A 17863-nucleotide genomic window follows, 5' to 3' on the forward strand; every position below is an offset into this window, starting at 1 on the left:
GTCGTGATCGCGACGCGCCGTCGCAGAACCACGTGCATTAACCGCACCCACTTGTGCGCTTCATCAGTCCTGACCGAAACGGCAATCGACTGGTCGGCGGCATCCAAAAGTCCGCCATCGTGTCATCTCATCAGCGGCCGTTGGAACGCTGGAAAACGCTCCCCCTTCCCTGAGCGATCGTCCCCCTTACAGCGACAATGCGACATCATAGCGGATCACGGACAAGACCTCCAGCCAGTCGATTAGGGATAAGGCGCGGGCTTCCCGGCGGATCTGCTTGGTCCGCGGGGGGCCACACAGACCGAGGCACTGGGAAATGCCCGATCTCGGGTCAATCCATCTCTGCCGGAGGCGGAGCGATCGAGCGCGTCGATCCGTTAATCCGCGTGGCTCGAAGGCGCCTGCCATTCCACGCCGGCATGCTCGCGAATATCGCCCGCTGAACTTCCGGTATCGGCATCGCTCGCCCAGCCGCTGGGCTCGGCGACATCTACGATCTCGTCCTCCGGATAGGCGGCTTCCAGGAACAGCCTTGCCTCCCCTTCCGCGGCGGCCCGCACCGTCACCAAGGGCTTTGTCCCTGCGGCGGATCGGATCTTGGCAATAAATAACTTCATCATAAGCAGCCTTCTGGAACGGTCCCATCCCTTCAGAGAGGGCAGCGCCCGCGAACAACAAGGGATTTCCGCTTCACCATCCAAGCTCGCCGCTCACGTCTAGCGGGATTCAGAGCGGGCCTGGAACGAGAATCGAGGGCGTCGTGGCACACATCGCAGTCAGCAAATGCGCCTTTAGGCTGCGGCGTAGAAGGAAGATACACACCCGTTGATCCGGTGGCCGATTGGACATCCAGCTGAGGACGATGGGCGACCTCAGCGGCACACGCCGCAATTTGGAAATGCGTGCATCCTCATCGGGTTTGCGAAGGCTGCGAGTTGCGCCCTTGTTGATCAGTCATTGATTGGTGCACAGGCAAGGGATGTCAGCAGTTTGCAGGTCTATGATTGTTTCCTGCTACAAATCTAGTCGAGCAATCTCGGGCAAGGGTGATGCGACGCAGCCTTGCCAAGCACCGCATTAAGTCTTGAGGGGATTGATAGCGAAAGGTTCCGGGAATTTTGTCAGGGGCGTGGCATGGTCGATTCCGGCGGACCGACCCCGGAATTTCCGGCTCTCACCATTTCAAGCGAAGCTGGGGACGAGAACCGGCCGCATGCCGTTTGGCGGTCTAGGGACGCGTTGATCGCAACCAGTCCGAAACTTCCCCGACGGCATGCTGCCTCCAGGAAGATCGATCCGGGGTGACCGATCCGTGTGCGAGGGACATGGCACAAACGTTCAGACGCCGCCTGTTTCTCGAACGGGTTTCCTGCCGGACCTCTGCACAACCTCTCGCACTTGAGGCCGAGTTCACACGCGACAACGTTGATATCGCCTGTCAGGCTTTGTCCTTGAAGCTCGTCTCGCTCGTGGAGGTGGATGATGAGAGCAACTACGCGTTTCGGATCACACGCCCTGGCCTTCTCCTGCTTGCCGGCCAGATCGAAGACGCCGCAGCGCTGCTTGATCGGGGCCTCGGCATCAGGCGACTTCCCATTCCACCGCCCTGGGGCTTAATCGGCAACAAGCTCCGCCCCGGCGGCCCGGGGATGTCCCTGAGGGGGAGTGGACCTCGCGCCTACGCGACGCAGCTGATCCTGGCAGTCGCCTCTGGGCATGCGATCGTTCAAGGTGATGTCGTTCGCGGCAACGCGAATGCTCCGCGTCCTGGCGCGTTCAATGAAGCGCCGCACCAATCGGAGCGGCTTGGAACATCATCGCCGCTCAGAGACTGGGGCCGAACCAAAGACCGGGATCGCCCGGTATGATCGGGATTTGGAAAATGCTGCTGCGGGCGATTGTTAAGCTCCCAGGGGTACCCGCGGGCGCAACGACGCCCCATCTTGCCTGTCCAACGACCATCGAAAGGCTGGCCTGAATGTGTCTGCGATGCCCCTGATGTATCCTTGAGCTGAGCAGCATTCTATACTGGATGACTACGCATCACGAGACCTACTGTACAGCCACTATCATTTTGAATTCATTTCTTACCATACGGAGGGAGCCGAACCCGGCGCGTAGAAGACGCGTTCCCGGGAAGAACCCGCGGAGTTTCACCAGATTGGGGATGAGACCGCAGAATCGACAGCACCACGGGGGACCGACGACGGCCAAGACATCATGGGATCGTTGTATCCTCGGAAGGGCTCAACGTAGGCCACGTGCCGCCATTTCCTCGGGAGCCTGCAGCGCTGCGTCCTGACGCGCGATCAGCGTTGTCAGTTCGACCGGACGGTAATCGCAGGCATCGGCCCCGACGTCACAGGAGCGGCTCGTATCCGGCAGGCAGGCATGGGTATGCCCATACAGGTGGCGCGTCTCCCGCCAGAAGCCCGGCCAGGACCGATGCGGGTAATGCGAGAGAAAGAGCCGCCAAGCCAAGCCGTTGGAATCTTCAACGGTGATACGGGCATTCTCTACCGGCGGCTCTGTCCAGGGTAGTTCGAGCACCCGGTTCGTATCGTGATTGCCGCGCACCAAGCGCTTGATACCATTGAGACGAGCAAAGACGGCGGCACAATGCGCGCGGCTGGCACCGGCGGCGAAGTCACCGAGGTGCCAGACCTCGTCGGTCACTCCCACAACCGAATTCCAGCGGACGATCAGAGCCTCGTCATGGCCCTCCACCGACCCGAAGGTCTGGCGTCGACGCTGAACGAGAGGTGCATCACCGAAATGGGTGTCGGCGGTGAAGAATATTGCCATGCAACCTGAGAAATATTCGCGCCATGGAGAGACAAGAGCGGGCGCACTGCCATTCCGCGAGATGGTGCAATCTCTATAGCGCTCAAGCTGGCGCAATGTCGCTTGCCTCCGAACGGCGATCTTGACGCAACCGGCCTTGCGGCGCGCCGCCGCGTGAAGGAACTCTAACTCGCTGCCATCCATTCCCCGACAGAACCCTATTCAATCGAGGTTTTCCTGATGCGATACGCACTGCTCGGACTTGGTGCTCTGGCGGCCATCACATACGCAGGCGGAGCCCTTGCTCAAAGCAAACCGTTGCCCCCGGCTTCGAGCGATGCGATGCCGCCCGTCGAACTGACAATCACGATGGACGGGGACAAGCCTATCTGTGCCCCTGCCGAGTTGAAGTTGCCCGCCAACACGAACGTGGAACTCCACGTCGTGAGCCAGGCCGCCGAACCCGTCACGATCACTGCGCCAGGTCAGTTCGAGAACGCCAACGTTCTCCATGCTGAAGGCGACCTCGTTCATGTCGCGAGCGAAAAAGGTTATCTCGTGAAACAGCACGGGAAGGGTGTCCTGCGAATTCGCACGCTGAAGCCAGGCCAGGAAACCTACGCCTGCACTAGCAATCGCAATCAGAAGGCGCCCTTTGAAGGAAAATTGGTGCTTACTTCTCCTGCTGGCTAGTTCCTCCTCTACAGCGCCTGCCTCAGGAATGCCCCTAACGCGCCACCTGAGGAAGTGTGGTCAAATCCTTTCTGGTCGTCAGGGTGACAGTTGCGTCGGACAGTTCCGTCCTTGGTGAAATTTAGAGGGCTATGACACGTGTCCGCCTTTCACCACTTTGTGCGGATCCGCTATTTCAAGCTTAGCCTCCTTCATTGATAAGGCGCCGTCGTTGCTTCGGCATGGACGGCGGGTCCTGACAGCGCCTAAATTTCCCCCGCTGGTGCGGCGATGCCCACATCGACGGCACACGCTTTTAGCTGACTCCTACTGTTCCCGTAGTCTAGCTGATCAGGGACACAAGATAAGCAAACAACCTCAAATATTTATTCGTGCTGAACCATGAGCGTCTAGGACTTCCCGGAGAAGCTCTGGAACTCGTGCCCAAGGCTCTGTTGCTCGGCCGAAGGCACTCTTGCGTGTCTCCGCCGCGTGGGCGCGGACTGCAACGATGTCCTGCCATCGCGAGACAAAGGCTGCGATGCACTCCGGGTCGAAGTGCTTCGCGCTTTCGGCTTCAAGGCAGCGCAGAGCTTGCTCCGCCGGCAGCGCATCCTTGTACGGGCGAACCGTTGTGAGTGCGTCAAAGACGTCGGCCACGGCTACGATGCGTGCCGCGAGTGGAATTGCCGGCCCTGCCAAGCCATTGGGATAACCGCTCCCATCCCACTTTTCGTGGTGCGCTTCCGCGATCTCGGCCGCGAGTTGGATCAGTTCCGAAGCACTATCGTCCAAGATCCGGCGACCAATCTCGGTGTGGGTGCGGACCACAGAAAATTCATCAGCCGTCAGCGCTCCCTTTTTGAGGAGGATGCCGTCCGGAACCGCGACCTTTCCAACGTCGTGCAAGGGTGCAGCCAAGTATATACGGTGGCACAGGTTTGGCTCCAGCCCAAGTGCTTCGGCGATAATCTGGCTGTAGCGCGCAACACGCCACGTGTGATCGCCCGTATCGTTGTCACGGTATTCGACCGCCAGAGCGAGGCGGAAGATGATCTCCTCCTCCCGCTCACGCAGGTGGCGGACCGCGGTTTCGATCTCACCAGCAAGCCAAGCTGCCTGGTCGTCGAGACGCCGGATGGCCGCTGCCAGCTTGATTTGATTCCGCAGGCGGACACTCAACTCGATGCCCTTCAGACGCTTGTCGAGGAAATCCGAGGCGCCGGCCTCCAGCGCGGCGAGCCTGACGGCATCGGTTACGTCGCTGGTCACCATGATGATCGGCACCTGCGCATAATGCGGGATGGCGCGCATGCGTTGGATGAAAGTTGTGCCGTCCATCTCAGGCATGTGGTGATCCACCAGAATGAGGTCGAACGCCCGCGTCTGCGCTTCAATGAGCGCGATGGTGGGGCTTGTCCGTGCCGTCACACCCACGCCGTGCTCCTGCTCAAGCAGTTTCTGAAGCCGCAGCAACATTGTTTGACTGTCATCGACCAGAAGCGCGTCCACAATTTAAGTTTCCTCAAGTGTCTCTTAAGATCAGTTTTTGGGCATCATCCAGGGATGCTTTGTTCGAGGATGAGGGCTAACCGTCAGCATCGGACGCTGGCAAAAACCCATGCGAACACTGAGGCATCCAACCATTTGTCAGCGGCAGGTTGTGTCGGAATGTCTATCCGGAATCCGTTTAGGTAAGAGAATGTGGCGACGTCCTGATCGAAACGGGAAGAAAGATGCTCAGGCGATGATTTGGAAGGCTTACTGAAAGCAGACGCCGCCCTGCCGGTCGCACCTTCGTGCACCTCGCCCGAGCACCTGCATAACTCATGAAATACAGGCCAACCAAAAGATAAGCAGCCTTAGCGATTAACTGGATAATGACCAATCCAAATTATTTCCAAAACAACGAATACTTCACGTCTCTCTTCAGCGCTATCTGCGAGAGAGAATTTTGACCGACAGCAGAAGAGTAATGACGCAATCGCGTTCGATGCCCCTTTCAGCTTCAGGAACACTTCGGTACTCGCTTTAATCACATATCATCAACCTCCAATTCGATGATTGCACACGCAGCACGAAGCGCCTTGAGTTTGATAACATCATTCCCTTTCATGAACATCATCGAACCAGCCCTCAATTTGCAGCGGCTTCAGAAGGCCACCGAACACAGCAATGACACCACGAAAGCATGAATACATTATTGAAAGGCCGTGCTTATGAGCAAATTTTGCGCTCGCCAACGACAATAAACGAAATCGACTTTATATGATCCATCTCTATAACTGGGCTATTCTGTGCCATCTTCGGAAAAGTGAGCTATTATGGCTTACCGATCCGGGAGTCGTGAAATTCGGCATGAAGCGCGTGCATCGTGGGCAACCCAGACCAATTACCAACGAGAAGAAGGTACGTACTCGTTGTGGTGCCACGCCTTGAAGTCGGACAGGGTCTCACAAGGGCATACACAGTAGCGTCCTGTCGCGATCACAAGATTTCGGACATGTGGCTCAGTACGCCTTCGGCTCACCCCCAAACTTATTAATTCTAGTAAGGCTTTTAGTCTTGGGGGATATTCGAAATACCTGTTTGCGACCTCCAGAGCAGTGCGGCGAGAGTCGGACCCTTCACTAAGTCAATCGAAGGTGATGTAAGGACATGACTGTGTCTGGACTTTCGAGAGGATATCTCTTGACACCCTGAAGAGTGTGTCGTAGGTTCACCTACACAAATCGACCGTCTGGTTCCATGCCCACAAGTTCTCGCTTCGTCGTCGCGGTCCACGTCCTTGCCGCTCTTGCTGTGAGCGACAACAAGCCTTTGCGCTCGGAGGATCTCGCCTATTCCGCCAATACGGGAGCGGTGGTCATCCGTGGTCTCATGTCGCGACTGAACGAGGCAGGACTGACGAGATCGCAGTTGGGTGCTGGTGGGGGAGCCCTCCTTGCGAAAGCTGCCGCCGATATCCGGCTCATTGAGGTCTATCAGGCGGTTGAGGACACTGAATTGTTCACGTTCCACCGAACGACGCCCTGTCCGAGTTGCGCCGTCGGCGGGAACATCCAGGAAGCGCTTCGCCCTACATTGGAGCGCGCTCGGACGGCAATGGAGACTGAACTTTCACATGTTACCGTCGCCGATGTTGCCGCGGAGGTCGCCCGGATCGGCAAGTTCTCGATTCCACTCGTTTGGTAAAGCCTTACCCAAATTTGTCACAGTGACGACGACACAACATTATTAGGATCGTGGTCAACGGCGAATTGGGTCGGGTCTGAGGTTTTACGGGCGCCGATGACCCACCCGTGTTTTGACCCGTCTTCAACAGGAGTACCATCATGACCATCGGTATCATTGGTTCAGGAGCACTCGGCTCTGCTGTGGCCCGCGCGTTCACGCGAAAAGGGCTTTCTGTCATCCTCTCGAACAGTCGTGGCCCAGCCTCTCTAGTGAGCCTGATCGAGGAGCTCGGGCCGAACGCGAAGGCTGGATCCATCGCTGAAGCCGCCAGCGCGGAAATCGTCCTCGTGGCCGTGCCCTGGGTCCACATTGCGGATGCCCTTCGAGGGCTCCCAGCGTGGAACGGCCGGATTGTCGTAGACGGGACCAACGCGGTCGAGTTTCTGGACCCGAATTCTTCAGACGCCAACGATCCGAGCAACCCGCTCGCCGCCTATGGCATCAAGGCGATTGATCTGGGCGCCCGCCATTCGAGTGCGGTCTTCCGTGACCTTGTTCCCGGTGCCCGAGTGGTCAAGGCGTTCAACCACCTCGATGTTCGTGTGCTCGTGGAGCCGGAGACGGCCGGAGGAAAGCGTGTTCTGTTCTATTCGGGCGACGATGCTGCAGCGAAGGTCGACGTTCGCGCCTTGATCGAAACTTCCGGCTTCTTCCCCATCGACCTTGGCACCCTCGACCTTGGCGGCCCCCTGGCAAGCCTACCCTTCGGGTCGCTTACCACACTGAACCTCATCAAGGTCTAGGAACTTCCCCGCGTCCCCGGGGTACGCATGGCTGCTCCCGGGGACGAGGGTGCGCCCGGGGGCCTCATGGCGAGACGTCATGCTGCAGCGGCACGATGCAGGTCTTGCCTCGATGCAGGCGTCCACTTGCCGACGCGCTGAATCGATCGACATTCGACGTTCGCGCACCGCCAGGCCGATGGCGGAGAATGGGAGTTCGACATGCCTCAGGCTCACGTTGCCGGCCTTGCTATGAATTACGACCTGACTGGCCCGAGCGATGCACCCGTTGTCGCCTTCTCGCACTCCCTCGGCGCAACGCTCACGATGTGGGATGGCATGGTGACGCGCTTATGCCAGCGCTACCGCGTGTTGCGATATGACATCCGGGGTCATGGGGGCTCTGCGACCCACGATGCACCGGTCGAGATAACGGATTTGGCGCGAGACCTTACTGGCCTGCTCGATATCCTGAATATCCCTCGTGCCCATATCGTTGGCCTCTCCCTCGGCGGCATGATCGGGCAGGCACTCGCTGGCGCTGTACCGGAGCGGCCCCTGAGCCTGACCCTGATGGCCACCTCGGCTCACCTGCCGAGCGAGGCGACCTGGACCAACCGGGCAGCAACCGCGCGCACAAATGGAATGGCAGCGATCGTAGAGCCAACCCTCGAGCGCTGGTTCACACCTGGATTCGCCTCACGCGCGCCGGCGGTCATCGCTCCGATCCGAGCAGCCTTCATCGCATGCGACCCCGTCGGCTACGCGACTGCATGCGGAGCGATCGGCAGAATGGATCTCCGGCCGCAGCTCGCGCGCGTCGTTGCGCCAACGCTCATCCTAGCCGGACGCGACGATCCCTCGACCCCGCCGACGATGGCCGAGGAGATCTGCGCTGGGATTCCACAAGCAGAATTGGTCCTGCTGCCACAGGCTGCTCATATGCTGTCCGTCGAACGGCCGGAGGCGGTCGCAAGCTACCTGCTGGGATTTCTCGACCGGCATTCCGCTGGTTGATCATCCGAAACGGACGCGCTCCCCGTTTCCCGCAAGTCCAACGCACCTGACCGAGCCGCACCGCTGAACCGGATTCGGGCTGTCCCCCGAACCGGCCGGCGCCGCTCTGCCCTGGTCCCTGCCCCGGTTAGCACCACGGGCTCGCCGTGAGCGGAATGCAATGCAGTTCTTCTCGCGCTTCGCAGAGGGAGGACGAGACGACGACGCGCTAAGGACTGCGGATCCGGCTTTGGCTTGGCCTTGACCGAGGCATTCGCCGTCCTGAGCGGCCGATATGTCCTACTGGAAATTATCGAGGAGCGAGGCACGATCTCCACTCTGCCCCTGGGGGCCGTTCATCCAACCATCGGGGTTTCGGAGCCCGCGGAGTTCCACGACCGATCCAGGTACGAGACCGCGGCGGGCAACGGCGGTCTTGTGCTCGTCAACGACGGTGAGGCGATCCAGCGGAACCTCATGGTCGGCTTCATGATCCGGCAATGGTTCTCGGTGCATCCGGCAGGCGATGGCCGAGCTGGATTCGACATGGCGCACCCTCTGTCGCCGTGCATCGTTCTACTCGGCGTGATGATGCCGGAGGTCGACGACTGGACAATTCCAGCGATCCTGAGGGCCAATACGGCAGCCCGCGGCTTCCAAATGATACGATCAACTTCGTGGCCGATGCAGCGCACAGTGCCTCGCTGCGAGCAGACGACACGCTTCCCAAGCTGGTCGACTGAGCACACTTGAAGGCAGTGGTGACCCAGCTCGGCGCGAGGGCGGCAAGGGTGACATCTTTCAGGACTTAGCCGCCGAGGTTGCACGACCCAGACAGCCTACGCAGATGTCGCCACTCGAAACCTTGGGCGTCAGCAAGCAGAACGCTTGATCAGCAAGAAAGCGGCCTTTGCCCGCTCAGCTGCGGGTGCTGGCGCGCAGGACAAGGCGGGGCTGCACCAGGACTTCTGGTGGACCGCCATCCTCCTCCTCGATCAGCGCGAAGGCCTCGGCAGCGACACGGTCCAGGCCCACATCGACCGTGGTCAAGCGGTAGGGAGGCCACGCTGATCCGTCGATGTTGTCGTAACCGGCGACTAATACATCCTCCGGACAGCGCAAACCAAACTCTACCCGCAACGCGTCGATGGCGCCCATTGCGGTCAGGTCGTTCAAGCAGAACAGGCCGTCCGGCCCGGTGCCAGACGCATAGAGCGCCCGGACCGACGCTGCCCCGCCGCTATGAAGGTGGTTGCCCTGCGCCCGTTCGCAGTCCGTGATACCGAACTCAGCCAAGCCCTGCCGAAAGCCGGCCTCGCGGCGCTCCTGGGCAAGCGTACCCGAGCGGCCCGCGATGTAGCCGAAGCGACGGGCGCCCTGCCCGTACAGATGCTTCGCGATTGCGGCGCCGGCTTCATGGTCGTCGGCCGCCACCGTCCGAACCCAGCGGTTGGTCACCGAGGAGTTCATCGTGACGATGGGAACGCCGAAACGTGTCAGGGCTTCGGCGACATCCCGAGCGTTCACTGAGAGCGAACTGAGCACCGCGTCCACTTGATAACCTGAAAGGAGTTCCACGGCAGAGCCGAGCGCCCACTCGTCCTCGACCACGACGAGCATGACCTGCTGTCCCCTCCGTTGCAGGCCGGTCGCGAAGCAATCCAGCGCCATCGCGTGGAAAGGGTTGGAGAGGCCGCCGACAGCCACGGCGACGATGCCGGAGCGCCCGGTCGTAAGGGAGCGTGACAGGAGGTTCGGTCGGTAGCCCAACGTCGAAGCGGCCGCCAGCACCTTGGCGCGGGTCGCCGGCGAGACGATGCCCCCGGGAGTGAAGGTCCGCGATACGGCCGATTGGGAGACGCCGGCCAACCGGGCGACAGCAATCGACGAGGGCGGACGCGTCCTGCTCATCTGACGAACTCCGAGTGAACCACCTGCACCCAGCGCAAGGCATCCATGTGCCCCTAACTGCATCCGTATGCAACATTGGCCGCACGGCGCAGTTGATTGCACACCACCGTCCTAAAACGCGACGAGGCTCCGGCCGAGTTCGCAACGCCCGACACGCTTCGCCTTCCCACCCGGAGACCCACATGAGCCTCGCATCCGCCCTCGGCTTCATCCCGGCCCGGAAGGTTCGCTACGCTTTCGTCGCACTCGGCGATATCACGCAGGAGGCGATGCTGCCGGGTGTGGCCCACACCGGAAACTCCGAGGTGGTAGCTTTCGTCACAGGTGATCCGGAAAAGTCCCAGGGTATCGGCAGGCAGTACGGCGTCACGGAATCCTACGGCTACGAGCAGTTCGGCGAACTCATCGCTTCGGGCAAGATCGATGCGATCTACATCGCAACCCCGAACTGGCGCCACGCGGAGTTCGCGATTCCGGCCCTGGAAGCCGGGATCCATGTGCTGGTGGAGAAACCGCTGGAGGTCTCGGCAGCGAAGTGCCGTGAGATCTTGGACGTCGCGGAGCGCTCGTCGGCCAAGCTGATGGTGGCCTACCGGCTGCATTTCGAGCCCGCGACCCTCGCGACCATCGACCTGATCCGTTCGGGCAAGCTTGGTACCTTGCTGACCTTTACCTCGACCTTCACCCAAATGGTCTCGCCCGAGAACCACCGGGCTGGCAGTGGTATTGAGGCCGGACCAATCTTTGACATGGGTCCTTACCCGGTGAACGCAGCCCGCTACGTTTTCGGCTCGGAGCCGACAGAGGTGGTCTCCGCCGTCGGCGTACGGCACCCTGAAGCAGGTCTCGGCGACTTCGATGACACAGTCGCGGTGACATTGCGCTTCCCGGGCGACCGCCTGGCGCAGTTCGTGCTGTCCTATGTGGGCAACACGCTCGACACCTACACGGTGGTGGGTACGAAGGGCAGTATGGAGGTGAACCCCGGATACATGTACGGCAAGTCTTTGGCGCACACCGTCACCATCGGTGAAAGCAAGACGCACGAGACCTTCAAGAACACAGACCATTTCGGCGGCGAACTGCGCTACTTCTCCGACTGCATCCTGAACGACCGCGACCCCGAACCTGATGGCGAAGAGGGTTATGCCGACGTGCGCGTTTTGGAAGGCATCGTCGAGGCGCTGAAGACTGGTAGTCCAGTCCGCCTCGAACCGTTGACTCGCGTCCGGCGGATCGATCCGGAGGCCCAGCGCCAGTCTCTCCGCGCCAAGGCATCGCCCGAACTCGTCAACACATCAAACCCGGGTAAGGGCAAGGACAAGGTGCCGAAAAACTGATCGCGGCTCCAGTTCGAGAATACCTCCCATACCGGACCCCAAAACTATGATCGCCTATGCGAGGTCCCAGTAGGCCCCGATCCAAGGCCGGACCATCATGTTTAGTCTTGACCCAAAGTTGTCCAAGATAGGCCTGCGATGAGCGTCGTCGATCTCCCACAGACATCTCCCCTGGAATCCGCGGCCGTGGCGGATCACGCGCCCAGCATCCCAACGCCTGCATCTCACCCGACCCTTATCCTCGTCGCGCTGGCGACCGGGGGCTTCGCGATCGGCACGACCGAGTTCGCCGCCATGAGCCTGCTACCGGCCTTTGCTCTCGATCTTGGAATCGATGCCCCCACGGCTGGCCATGTAATCAGCGCCTACGCCCTGGGTGTCGTGGTGGGCGCGCCCGTCATCGCCGTGCTGGCAGCCCGCGTCGCACGGCGGACACTCTTGGTCACCCTGATGGTATTGTTCGCTCTCGGTAACGGATTGTCGGCGTTGGCGCCGAGTTATTCCTGGATGTTGGTCTTCCGCTTCCTCGCCGGCCTGCCGCACGGCGCCTACTTCGGCGTCGCTGCCTTGGTCGCTGCCTCACTCGTCCCGCGGGAGCGGCGCTCGCAGGCTGTGTCGCGGATCATCGCTGGCTTGACCGTCGCGACGGTGGTTGGGGTGCCGCTGGCCAACGGCATCGGCCAGTTCGCCGGCTGGCGCTGGAGCTTCGCCCTCGTAGCCCTCCTTGCCACGGCGACCGCAATCCTGGTGCGGATCTATGCGCCTCTCGGCGCACCGGCTCAGGGAGCGAGCGCCTTGAAGGAACTTGGGGCTCTGCGGCGCGGTCAGGTCTGGCTGACGCTCGCCACCGGCGCGATCGGCTTCGGTGGCCTGTTCTCCGTCTACACCTATCTGGCTTCGACGATGCTGGATGTCACCCATGCATCGCCGAGTGCCATCCCGCCGATGCTTGCCCTGTTCGGCCTGGGCCTCACCCTCGGCAACCTCGTGTGTGCGTGGGCGGCCGATCGGGCGCTGATGCCGTCGGCCGGGGTGACCCTGGTCTGGAGCGCCTGCGCACTTGCTCTCTACCCATACGCCGCAGGAAGCCTTTGGACCCTCGGGCCCGTCGTCTTCCTCATCGGCTGTGGAGGCGGACTCGCCACCATCCTGCAGACCCGCCTGATGGATGTGGCGGAGGACGCGCAGACTCTTGCTGCCGCACTGAACCACTCCGCCTTCAACGTCGCCAATGCCCTCGGACCCTGGCTAGCAGGGTTCGCGCTCGTGTCCGGATACGGCCTTCCCTCCACCGGCTGGGTCGGCGTTGCACTGGCGCTGGGCGGTCTCGCGATCTGGGCGACGTCGTTTTTCATTGAGCAGCGCGTTGACCAGCGGTTTGGCATCGTGAGGCCGTGAAGACAGGGAAAGCCTGAGATCTTCGAGAGGACTGCGACGTTGCCGCGGTTGTCACAGTGCGCGAGACGGGATTGCGCTGGCTCTTCCCGGGGCTACGTCGACTTCGACTGACAAGACACGGTGGCAGATATCGATGTTCGACATGCAGAATGAGTGGATCGAACGATGGTAGAAGGCGACGACGATCTTCTGAGATTCCTCGATCGCGACGCGGCGGGCGTGGCCTTCAGCGAGCGCGTCGCCAATGCGACCGATACAGCGATGTCGGTCGACCAGAAGGTTTCCACACCCCCACATGCAATCTCTCTGATGATCACCAATCGTCAGAGAGCCGATCTCCGTACCCTCGGGTTTTCGGAGCATGCCATTCGACGCATGACGCCGGTCGAAGCGCATGGACACCTTGGGCTTAACAAGCCCGAGCGCTAGCAGGGTGAAGCCACGGCATGCCAATGCTCAACTGTGCAACGGGGTGTGCGTCGCCGCACTGGCAGTCTTCTGGGGATACGAAGTTGGCATGACTTTCAGTCCGATCAGTTCTGCGCCTAGGCTCTCCGTTGGATCGCCCGGGCACGGTTCGCGCGACCGGAGACCAGCCTGACCTGGACAACGTGACACCGACGCATGCCCTAGATGTAATCGCAGATACCCTCGAGGCGACAGGTGCCTACCGCGTCCTTCGGCAGCTCAAGCCTTTTGTGGATGCCAACGAGCCTCCCACTGAACCAACTTTTATCGGCCTGATCGTCGATACGGAGACCACTGGGGTCGATCACACCCGCGATACGGTGATCGAACTCGGCATGATCAAGTTCGAGTACGGCGCGAGCGGTCGAGTCTACCGCGTGCTCGATTCGCTCAACCAGCTCCACGACCCCGGCCGGCCTATCCCACCCGAGATCACCCGCCTGACCGGCATCGGTGACACCGATGTGGCCGGGCAACGCATCGATGACGAAGCTGTAACGGCGATGGTGGCCGACGCTGCCGTGGTAATCGCCCACAACGCCAGCTTCGACAGACAGATGTGCGAGACCCGCTGGCCGGTCTTCGCGGAAAAAAACTGGGCCTGCTCCTACCATCAAGTGCCCTGGCGTGCAGAAGGCCACGAGGGGTTTAAGCTGGGCTACCTGCTTATCGATCACGGCTACTTCCATAAGGGCCACCGCGCCATTGACGATTGCCACGCGCTGCTGACACTCCTCGCAGCGCCTCTGAGAACCTCTGGGCGCCTCGTCCTTGCGTGCTTGCTCGAGATCGCGCGCAAGCCGACGGTGCGGGTTTGGGCCGCTGGTTCTCCGATCTCCACGAAAGACGTCTTGAAAGGGAGAAGTTACCGCTGGAGCGGGCGGCGACGCTGCTGGTACATCGACATTGAGGAAGAGCGTCTCGACCTCGAGCGCGCTTTCCTCTGCCGGGAGGTCTACCAGCGCGAAGTCCACGATCTCGTGGCGGATCGGATCACCGCCCGCGATCGCTTCTCTATCAGAACCAATCCGGAAGCCTGAGCTGGGCTCAGGTTGACCGCCTCACAGTGGATGTCGAGCACGCCATCCGAGAAGCAGGGCTGTCGCCGTCGCGAGACCGGCGGCGATCGACAGCGTCGTCAGCGGATGCAGCGTGGCGCGTGTGTACGCGCTGGTGCGCATCACGTAGATCGGCGGATCGCCACGTTCCGCGCCAGCGTTGACCGGGGCGTGCAGGGCGCCGATCGGGTTCCGTGGCGTTTCGGAGCGCTTCTGCAAGGCGATGATCGCGGGTGCGAGTTCGTCATAGGCGCCGGGCACGAACTCCTTGCCCATGACGAACATCTTGCCGCCGCCGCCAACGAAGATGTCCCGCTGCGGATGTACGGCCGCATGGAGGATAGCGTTGGCAACCTCGGATGGTGGATAGATCGGAGGGGGTAGCGTCGGCTCCCGGTCCATGTAGTTGCGCGCACGGTTCGGCAGCGGCGTGTCGACAGACGCGGGCTTGACCAAGGTGACCGAGACCGGCGCGCCTTCGGCGATCAGTTCCATGCGCAGGGTGTCGGTAAATCCCTTCACAGCGTGCTTGGAGGTCGCGTAGAGGCCCTGAAACGGGAACGCGAGGTCGGAGGCCACACTTCCGACATTGATCAGGGCGCCACCATGCCGGCGCAGGTGCTCGACCGCAACGAGTGAGCCATGCACCGTACCCCAGAGATTGGTTTGAATCAGACGTTCGTGATCGGCGTAATCGATCGCGCTCAGGGGTCCGTAGACCGTCAGGCCGGCAACGTTGACCCAGGTATCGAAGCCGCCGAAGCTCGCTCGTGCCTCGTCGGCGATCGCCAGTACGTCGTTGCGCCGACCGACATCTGCCGTCACGGCGACAGCGTGACCGCCCTCCGCCTCGATCTCGCTGACCACCCGCGCGAGGACATCGGTGCTGCGTGCCGCCAACACAACGCGGGCACCCAGCTGGGCCGCCATTCGTGCGGTCGTCAATCCAATACCGCTGGAGGCCCCAGTGATGACGATGACCTGATCCCGCAGAGCTTTGTGTCTCATACACCCGACTCCTAGTCGAACCGGGCGATCTGCCCACTAAGGAAAATACGCGCAGAGGAGCCGGCCGTTGCGCGGAGAGGGTCGGCTTGCGTGCATTTCGCGCAGGACGGCGCGCCCCGTACCCGGCTCGTCCTAGAACTTGCGCAGGATGGGATGAGCTCCCTCGGGCTGCTCCTTGTCCTGGTAAATCGGCACCGTGGCACGCAGCCACCCGCGGGTCTCGAAGCCTGCATAGTTGCGCTGAACGACGTCGCGCGTGACGTAGGCTTGTAGGTTCACGGAGCCGAAATTGTAGCCGACGAGGGCGCCCACGGCGACTTGGCCCTGGCGCGCGTAACTTGGATTGTTTGTCGGTAGATCGGTCGATCCGAACGCGACTGGCCCGACTTCCCACTTGCCGAAATGTTTCGTGGCTGTGAGGTCAAGGTTGAGGAAGTCCGGGTAGAAAGTCCCGCTCGACGAGCGCGTGTCGAAGAAGGTGCCATAGAGGAAGTTTCCCGTCAGGTTCCATCCGTCGCCGTTGTAAGTGATGGCAAAGCGCTGATGCAGGACCGGATTCTGGATGACGATCTTGGTGTCGCTCGGAAGATAGGCGCCTAGGAGATAACTGAAGTTCACATCATGCCCGAGCTTCCAGGCCACCTGCGCAGCCAACAGCGTTTGACCGAAGCCGCTCTGATAGGCAGCACCCCGAGTGCTCGACGCCACGATCGGCTGCAGGACAACGAATTGCAGTCGTCCTCCGACCACCTCTGCTGGGGTCGCCCAGATGAACGACGGTAGGTTGATGTTCGAGTCGGTGGAGCGTGGAGTCGTGCCGCGCGAGCCGAAGCTTGAGGTGTTGATGAAATACAGACCCACCGGCAACGGCGCACCGGGCGACTGGCCCACCGTCTGTCCCGGTTGCGCCGCCGAACCAGCCCTTGCGAAAGGGCTGCCCAACGCCAGGACCAGTAGGACGGCAGTCGCAGCGCCCTGTGTTACCCGGCGAAACCCAGCGCTCTTCATGTCCATGGTCCAAACCAGCCCGTCATCGGCTGGGCTTCATGACATGTCGATCGCGATGATGGTGATCTCCTATGCACAATGCGCACAGTTGCAGCGATGCCGTCGCCCACGCGCAACACCTGCCACTGTCGCTAGCCACTGACCATCGCCGCGTCCATGCCTTGTCTCAGCCGAGTCGACGTCTTGCGCCTCCGCGGTGGACGGAACTCGATCCGCGGCGGCCTCTTCCCCGTATGTGGCACGAACCTGCGAGGGCACCATGAGTTCGGACAAGGCATCAACGGATGCGCACTCGATCCCGTCGAGAGGCAAATCCCTAGTCGAGCCTCGGACCAGCGATGATCCCGCTGAGGCCGGCCCGACCTCACCCGGCCGCGTCGAGCCCTCTCGTGATCAGGGCCCGGAAACGGGCGGATACGACGACCACTCGCCCAATCGGCATCAAACGAACAAGGAGGGTGGGTACGGTGCCGGCTGAAAACAGCCGACGGGGCATCGTGCATCCACGCGATGCCTCGCGCAGCATCATCGCCTTCGGTCCCTTAACTCGTCCCAATCAAACGGGGAGCCGGTGCATGTGAAGATCAGTCGTTGACCGCGGGAATGGAGAGGGGCGGCGTCTGCTGGTGTTGGACGACCCTCCAGACCTCATGAGAGATCCGTCGATAGGTCGACGTGCAATTGGCTTCGTACGATTCGTCGTCGCGCGATGCCTTGGCATGGTAGGCGATGATGATGAGACCTTCCTGGGGACGCGAGATCTGGCCTTTCGTGATCTCGATGCTGGACCAACGCGGTGTCGCGGCAACGGCCCCGATCGCCTGTGCGCCACTGAGCACGAAAGGCGGCGTCGGTAAGACCATCAGGCACTCGTCATCGACCAATTCGCGGTAATGGTCCGCGTCGCCGGTCCATAAGCTCTTCTCGAACGACCAAACGCGATCATCGTCCATATCAGTCTCCTCGACTTCGGTAGAGTCGAAGGATGACGCCCCTTGCACGCGGTTCGTTCCCTTGTCAGGCACGGCGGGACCCGCGTCAGAGACGCCAAAGCCGCCCTCCTCGCGATGGATTACCCAATCACAACGGTGATGCCGGCCAAGGCAGGAGCCAAGCGGGTCGGAGAAGGCTTAAAGCGAGGTGGTGACATGCCTGAGTGTCCGTCGTCAGATGATTTGGGACATTCAGCGGTGTTCAGGAGCGGAGGCTCTGGTCCATCTGGGGTGAGAGGTTAGGCAGCCTGCGCGTGATGGCGCAAGCG

The 17863-nt window shown here is 61.3% G+C and carries 17 protein-coding genes; 10 read left to right on the forward strand and 7 right to left on the reverse strand.

The genetic code is table 11. From position 1 onward, the window contains the following. Positions 1–377 precede the first annotated feature (377 nt). Complete coding sequence (locus tag ASF58_RS21025; RefSeq protein ID WP_055957114.1) at positions 378–620, reverse strand: hypothetical protein; 243 nt, start codon at positions 618–620, stop codon at positions 378–380. Between the two features lie 705 nt (positions 621–1325). Between ASF58_RS21025 and ASF58_RS26285 the strand changes: the two genes are divergently transcribed. Further along, complete coding sequence (locus tag ASF58_RS26285; protein ID WP_156375828.1) at positions 1326–1868, forward strand: hypothetical protein; 543 nt, start codon at positions 1326–1328, stop codon at positions 1866–1868. 379 nt (positions 1869–2247) lie between these two features. On the opposite strand, the gene ASF58_RS21030 is transcribed toward ASF58_RS26285, so the two are convergent. Beyond that, positions 2248–2805, reverse strand: a complete 558-nt coding sequence (locus ASF58_RS21030; RefSeq protein WP_055957116.1) for a metallophosphoesterase — start codon at positions 2803–2805, stop codon at positions 2248–2250. 219 nt (positions 2806–3024) lie between these two features. Between ASF58_RS21030 and ASF58_RS25390 the strand changes: the two genes are divergently transcribed. Continuing rightward, entirely contained in the window at positions 3025–3477 is a 453-nt protein-coding gene (locus tag ASF58_RS25390; protein WP_244477425.1) for a cupredoxin domain-containing protein, read from the forward strand. Positions 3478–3834: 357 nt separating this feature from the next. On the opposite strand, the gene ASF58_RS21040 is transcribed toward ASF58_RS25390, so the two are convergent. Next, positions 3835–4968: an HD domain-containing phosphohydrolase gene (locus ASF58_RS21040; RefSeq protein ID WP_055957120.1), complete on the reverse strand. Its 1134-nt coding sequence runs from the start codon at positions 4966–4968 to the stop codon at positions 3835–3837. 1236 nt (positions 4969–6204) lie between these two features. On the opposite strand from ASF58_RS21040, the gene ASF58_RS21045 reads away from it, so the two are divergent. The 4 genes from ASF58_RS21045 (at position 6205) to ASF58_RS21060 (ending at position 9164) form a co-directional block, all read left to right on the forward strand. Further along, a complete protein-coding gene (locus tag ASF58_RS21045) occupies positions 6205–6651 on the forward strand; it encodes an Rrf2 family transcriptional regulator (RefSeq protein ID WP_055957122.1) in 447 nt (148 codons plus the stop codon). Positions 6652–6791: 140 nt separating this feature from the next. Further along, positions 6792–7436 carry an NAD(P)-binding domain-containing protein gene (locus ASF58_RS21050; RefSeq protein ID WP_055957125.1) on the forward strand — a complete coding sequence of 215 codons (645 nt, stop codon included), beginning with the start codon at positions 6792–6794 and terminating at the stop codon, positions 7434–7436. Between the two features lie 201 nt (positions 7437–7637). Further along, positions 7638–8432 carry a 3-oxoadipate enol-lactonase gene (gene pcaD, locus ASF58_RS21055; RefSeq protein ID WP_055957127.1) on the forward strand — a complete coding sequence of 265 codons (795 nt, stop codon included), beginning with the start codon at positions 7638–7640 and terminating at the stop codon, positions 8430–8432. A gap of 234 nt (positions 8433–8666) precedes the next feature. Further along, positions 8667–9164, forward strand: coding sequence for a response regulator (locus ASF58_RS21060; protein WP_055957128.1), 498 nt, complete (start codon positions 8667–8669; stop codon positions 9162–9164). A gap of 165 nt (positions 9165–9329) precedes the next feature. On the opposite strand, the gene ASF58_RS21065 is transcribed toward ASF58_RS21060, so the two are convergent. After that, positions 9330–10322, reverse strand: coding sequence for a LacI family DNA-binding transcriptional regulator (locus ASF58_RS21065; protein ID WP_055957130.1), 993 nt, complete (start codon positions 10320–10322; stop codon positions 9330–9332). Positions 10323–10504: 182 nt separating this feature from the next. Here ASF58_RS21065 and ASF58_RS21070 point away from each other — a divergent pair, with 182 nt between their 5' ends. The 4 genes from ASF58_RS21070 to ASF58_RS21085 all read left to right on the forward strand — a co-directional run bounded on the left by ASF58_RS21070 (position 10505) and on the right by ASF58_RS21085 (position 14568). Beyond that, the gene (locus tag ASF58_RS21070) at positions 10505–11662 is read left to right on the forward strand and encodes a Gfo/Idh/MocA family oxidoreductase (protein ID WP_055957132.1); all 1158 of its coding nucleotides are present in this window, start codon (positions 10505–10507) and stop codon (positions 11660–11662) included. Positions 11663–11800: 138 nt separating this feature from the next. Continuing rightward, positions 11801–13060, forward strand: coding sequence for an MFS transporter (locus tag ASF58_RS21075; RefSeq protein ID WP_055957134.1), 1260 nt, complete (start codon positions 11801–11803; stop codon positions 13058–13060). A gap of 165 nt (positions 13061–13225) precedes the next feature. After that, positions 13226–13489: a hypothetical protein gene (locus tag ASF58_RS21080; RefSeq protein WP_055957137.1), complete on the forward strand. Its 264-nt coding sequence runs from the start codon at positions 13226–13228 to the stop codon at positions 13487–13489. Positions 13490–13671: 182 nt separating this feature from the next. Beyond that, positions 13672–14568: a 3'-5' exonuclease gene (locus ASF58_RS21085; RefSeq protein WP_055957178.1), complete on the forward strand. Its 897-nt coding sequence runs from the start codon at positions 13672–13674 to the stop codon at positions 14566–14568. 21 nt (positions 14569–14589) lie between these two features. Here ASF58_RS21085 and ASF58_RS21090 read toward each other — a convergent pair whose 3' ends face one another. From ASF58_RS21090 to ASF58_RS21100, 3 genes are all read right to left on the reverse strand, one after another. Then, positions 14590–15594: an SDR family oxidoreductase gene (locus ASF58_RS21090; protein WP_055957138.1), complete on the reverse strand. Its 1005-nt coding sequence runs from the start codon at positions 15592–15594 to the stop codon at positions 14590–14592. A 132-nt stretch (positions 15595–15726) separates the two neighbouring features. Continuing rightward, positions 15727–16602, reverse strand: a complete 876-nt coding sequence (locus ASF58_RS21095) for a transporter (protein WP_082513220.1) — start codon at positions 16600–16602, stop codon at positions 15727–15729. Between the two features lie 584 nt (positions 16603–17186). Continuing rightward, positions 17187–17555, reverse strand: a complete 369-nt coding sequence (locus ASF58_RS21100; RefSeq protein WP_055957141.1) for a DUF4440 domain-containing protein — start codon at positions 17553–17555, stop codon at positions 17187–17189. Between the last annotated feature and the right edge of the window lie 308 nt (positions 17556–17863).

The organism is Methylobacterium sp. Leaf125 (genome assembly GCF_001423085.1).
GTDB lineage: Bacteria > Pseudomonadota > Alphaproteobacteria > Rhizobiales > Beijerinckiaceae > Methylobacterium.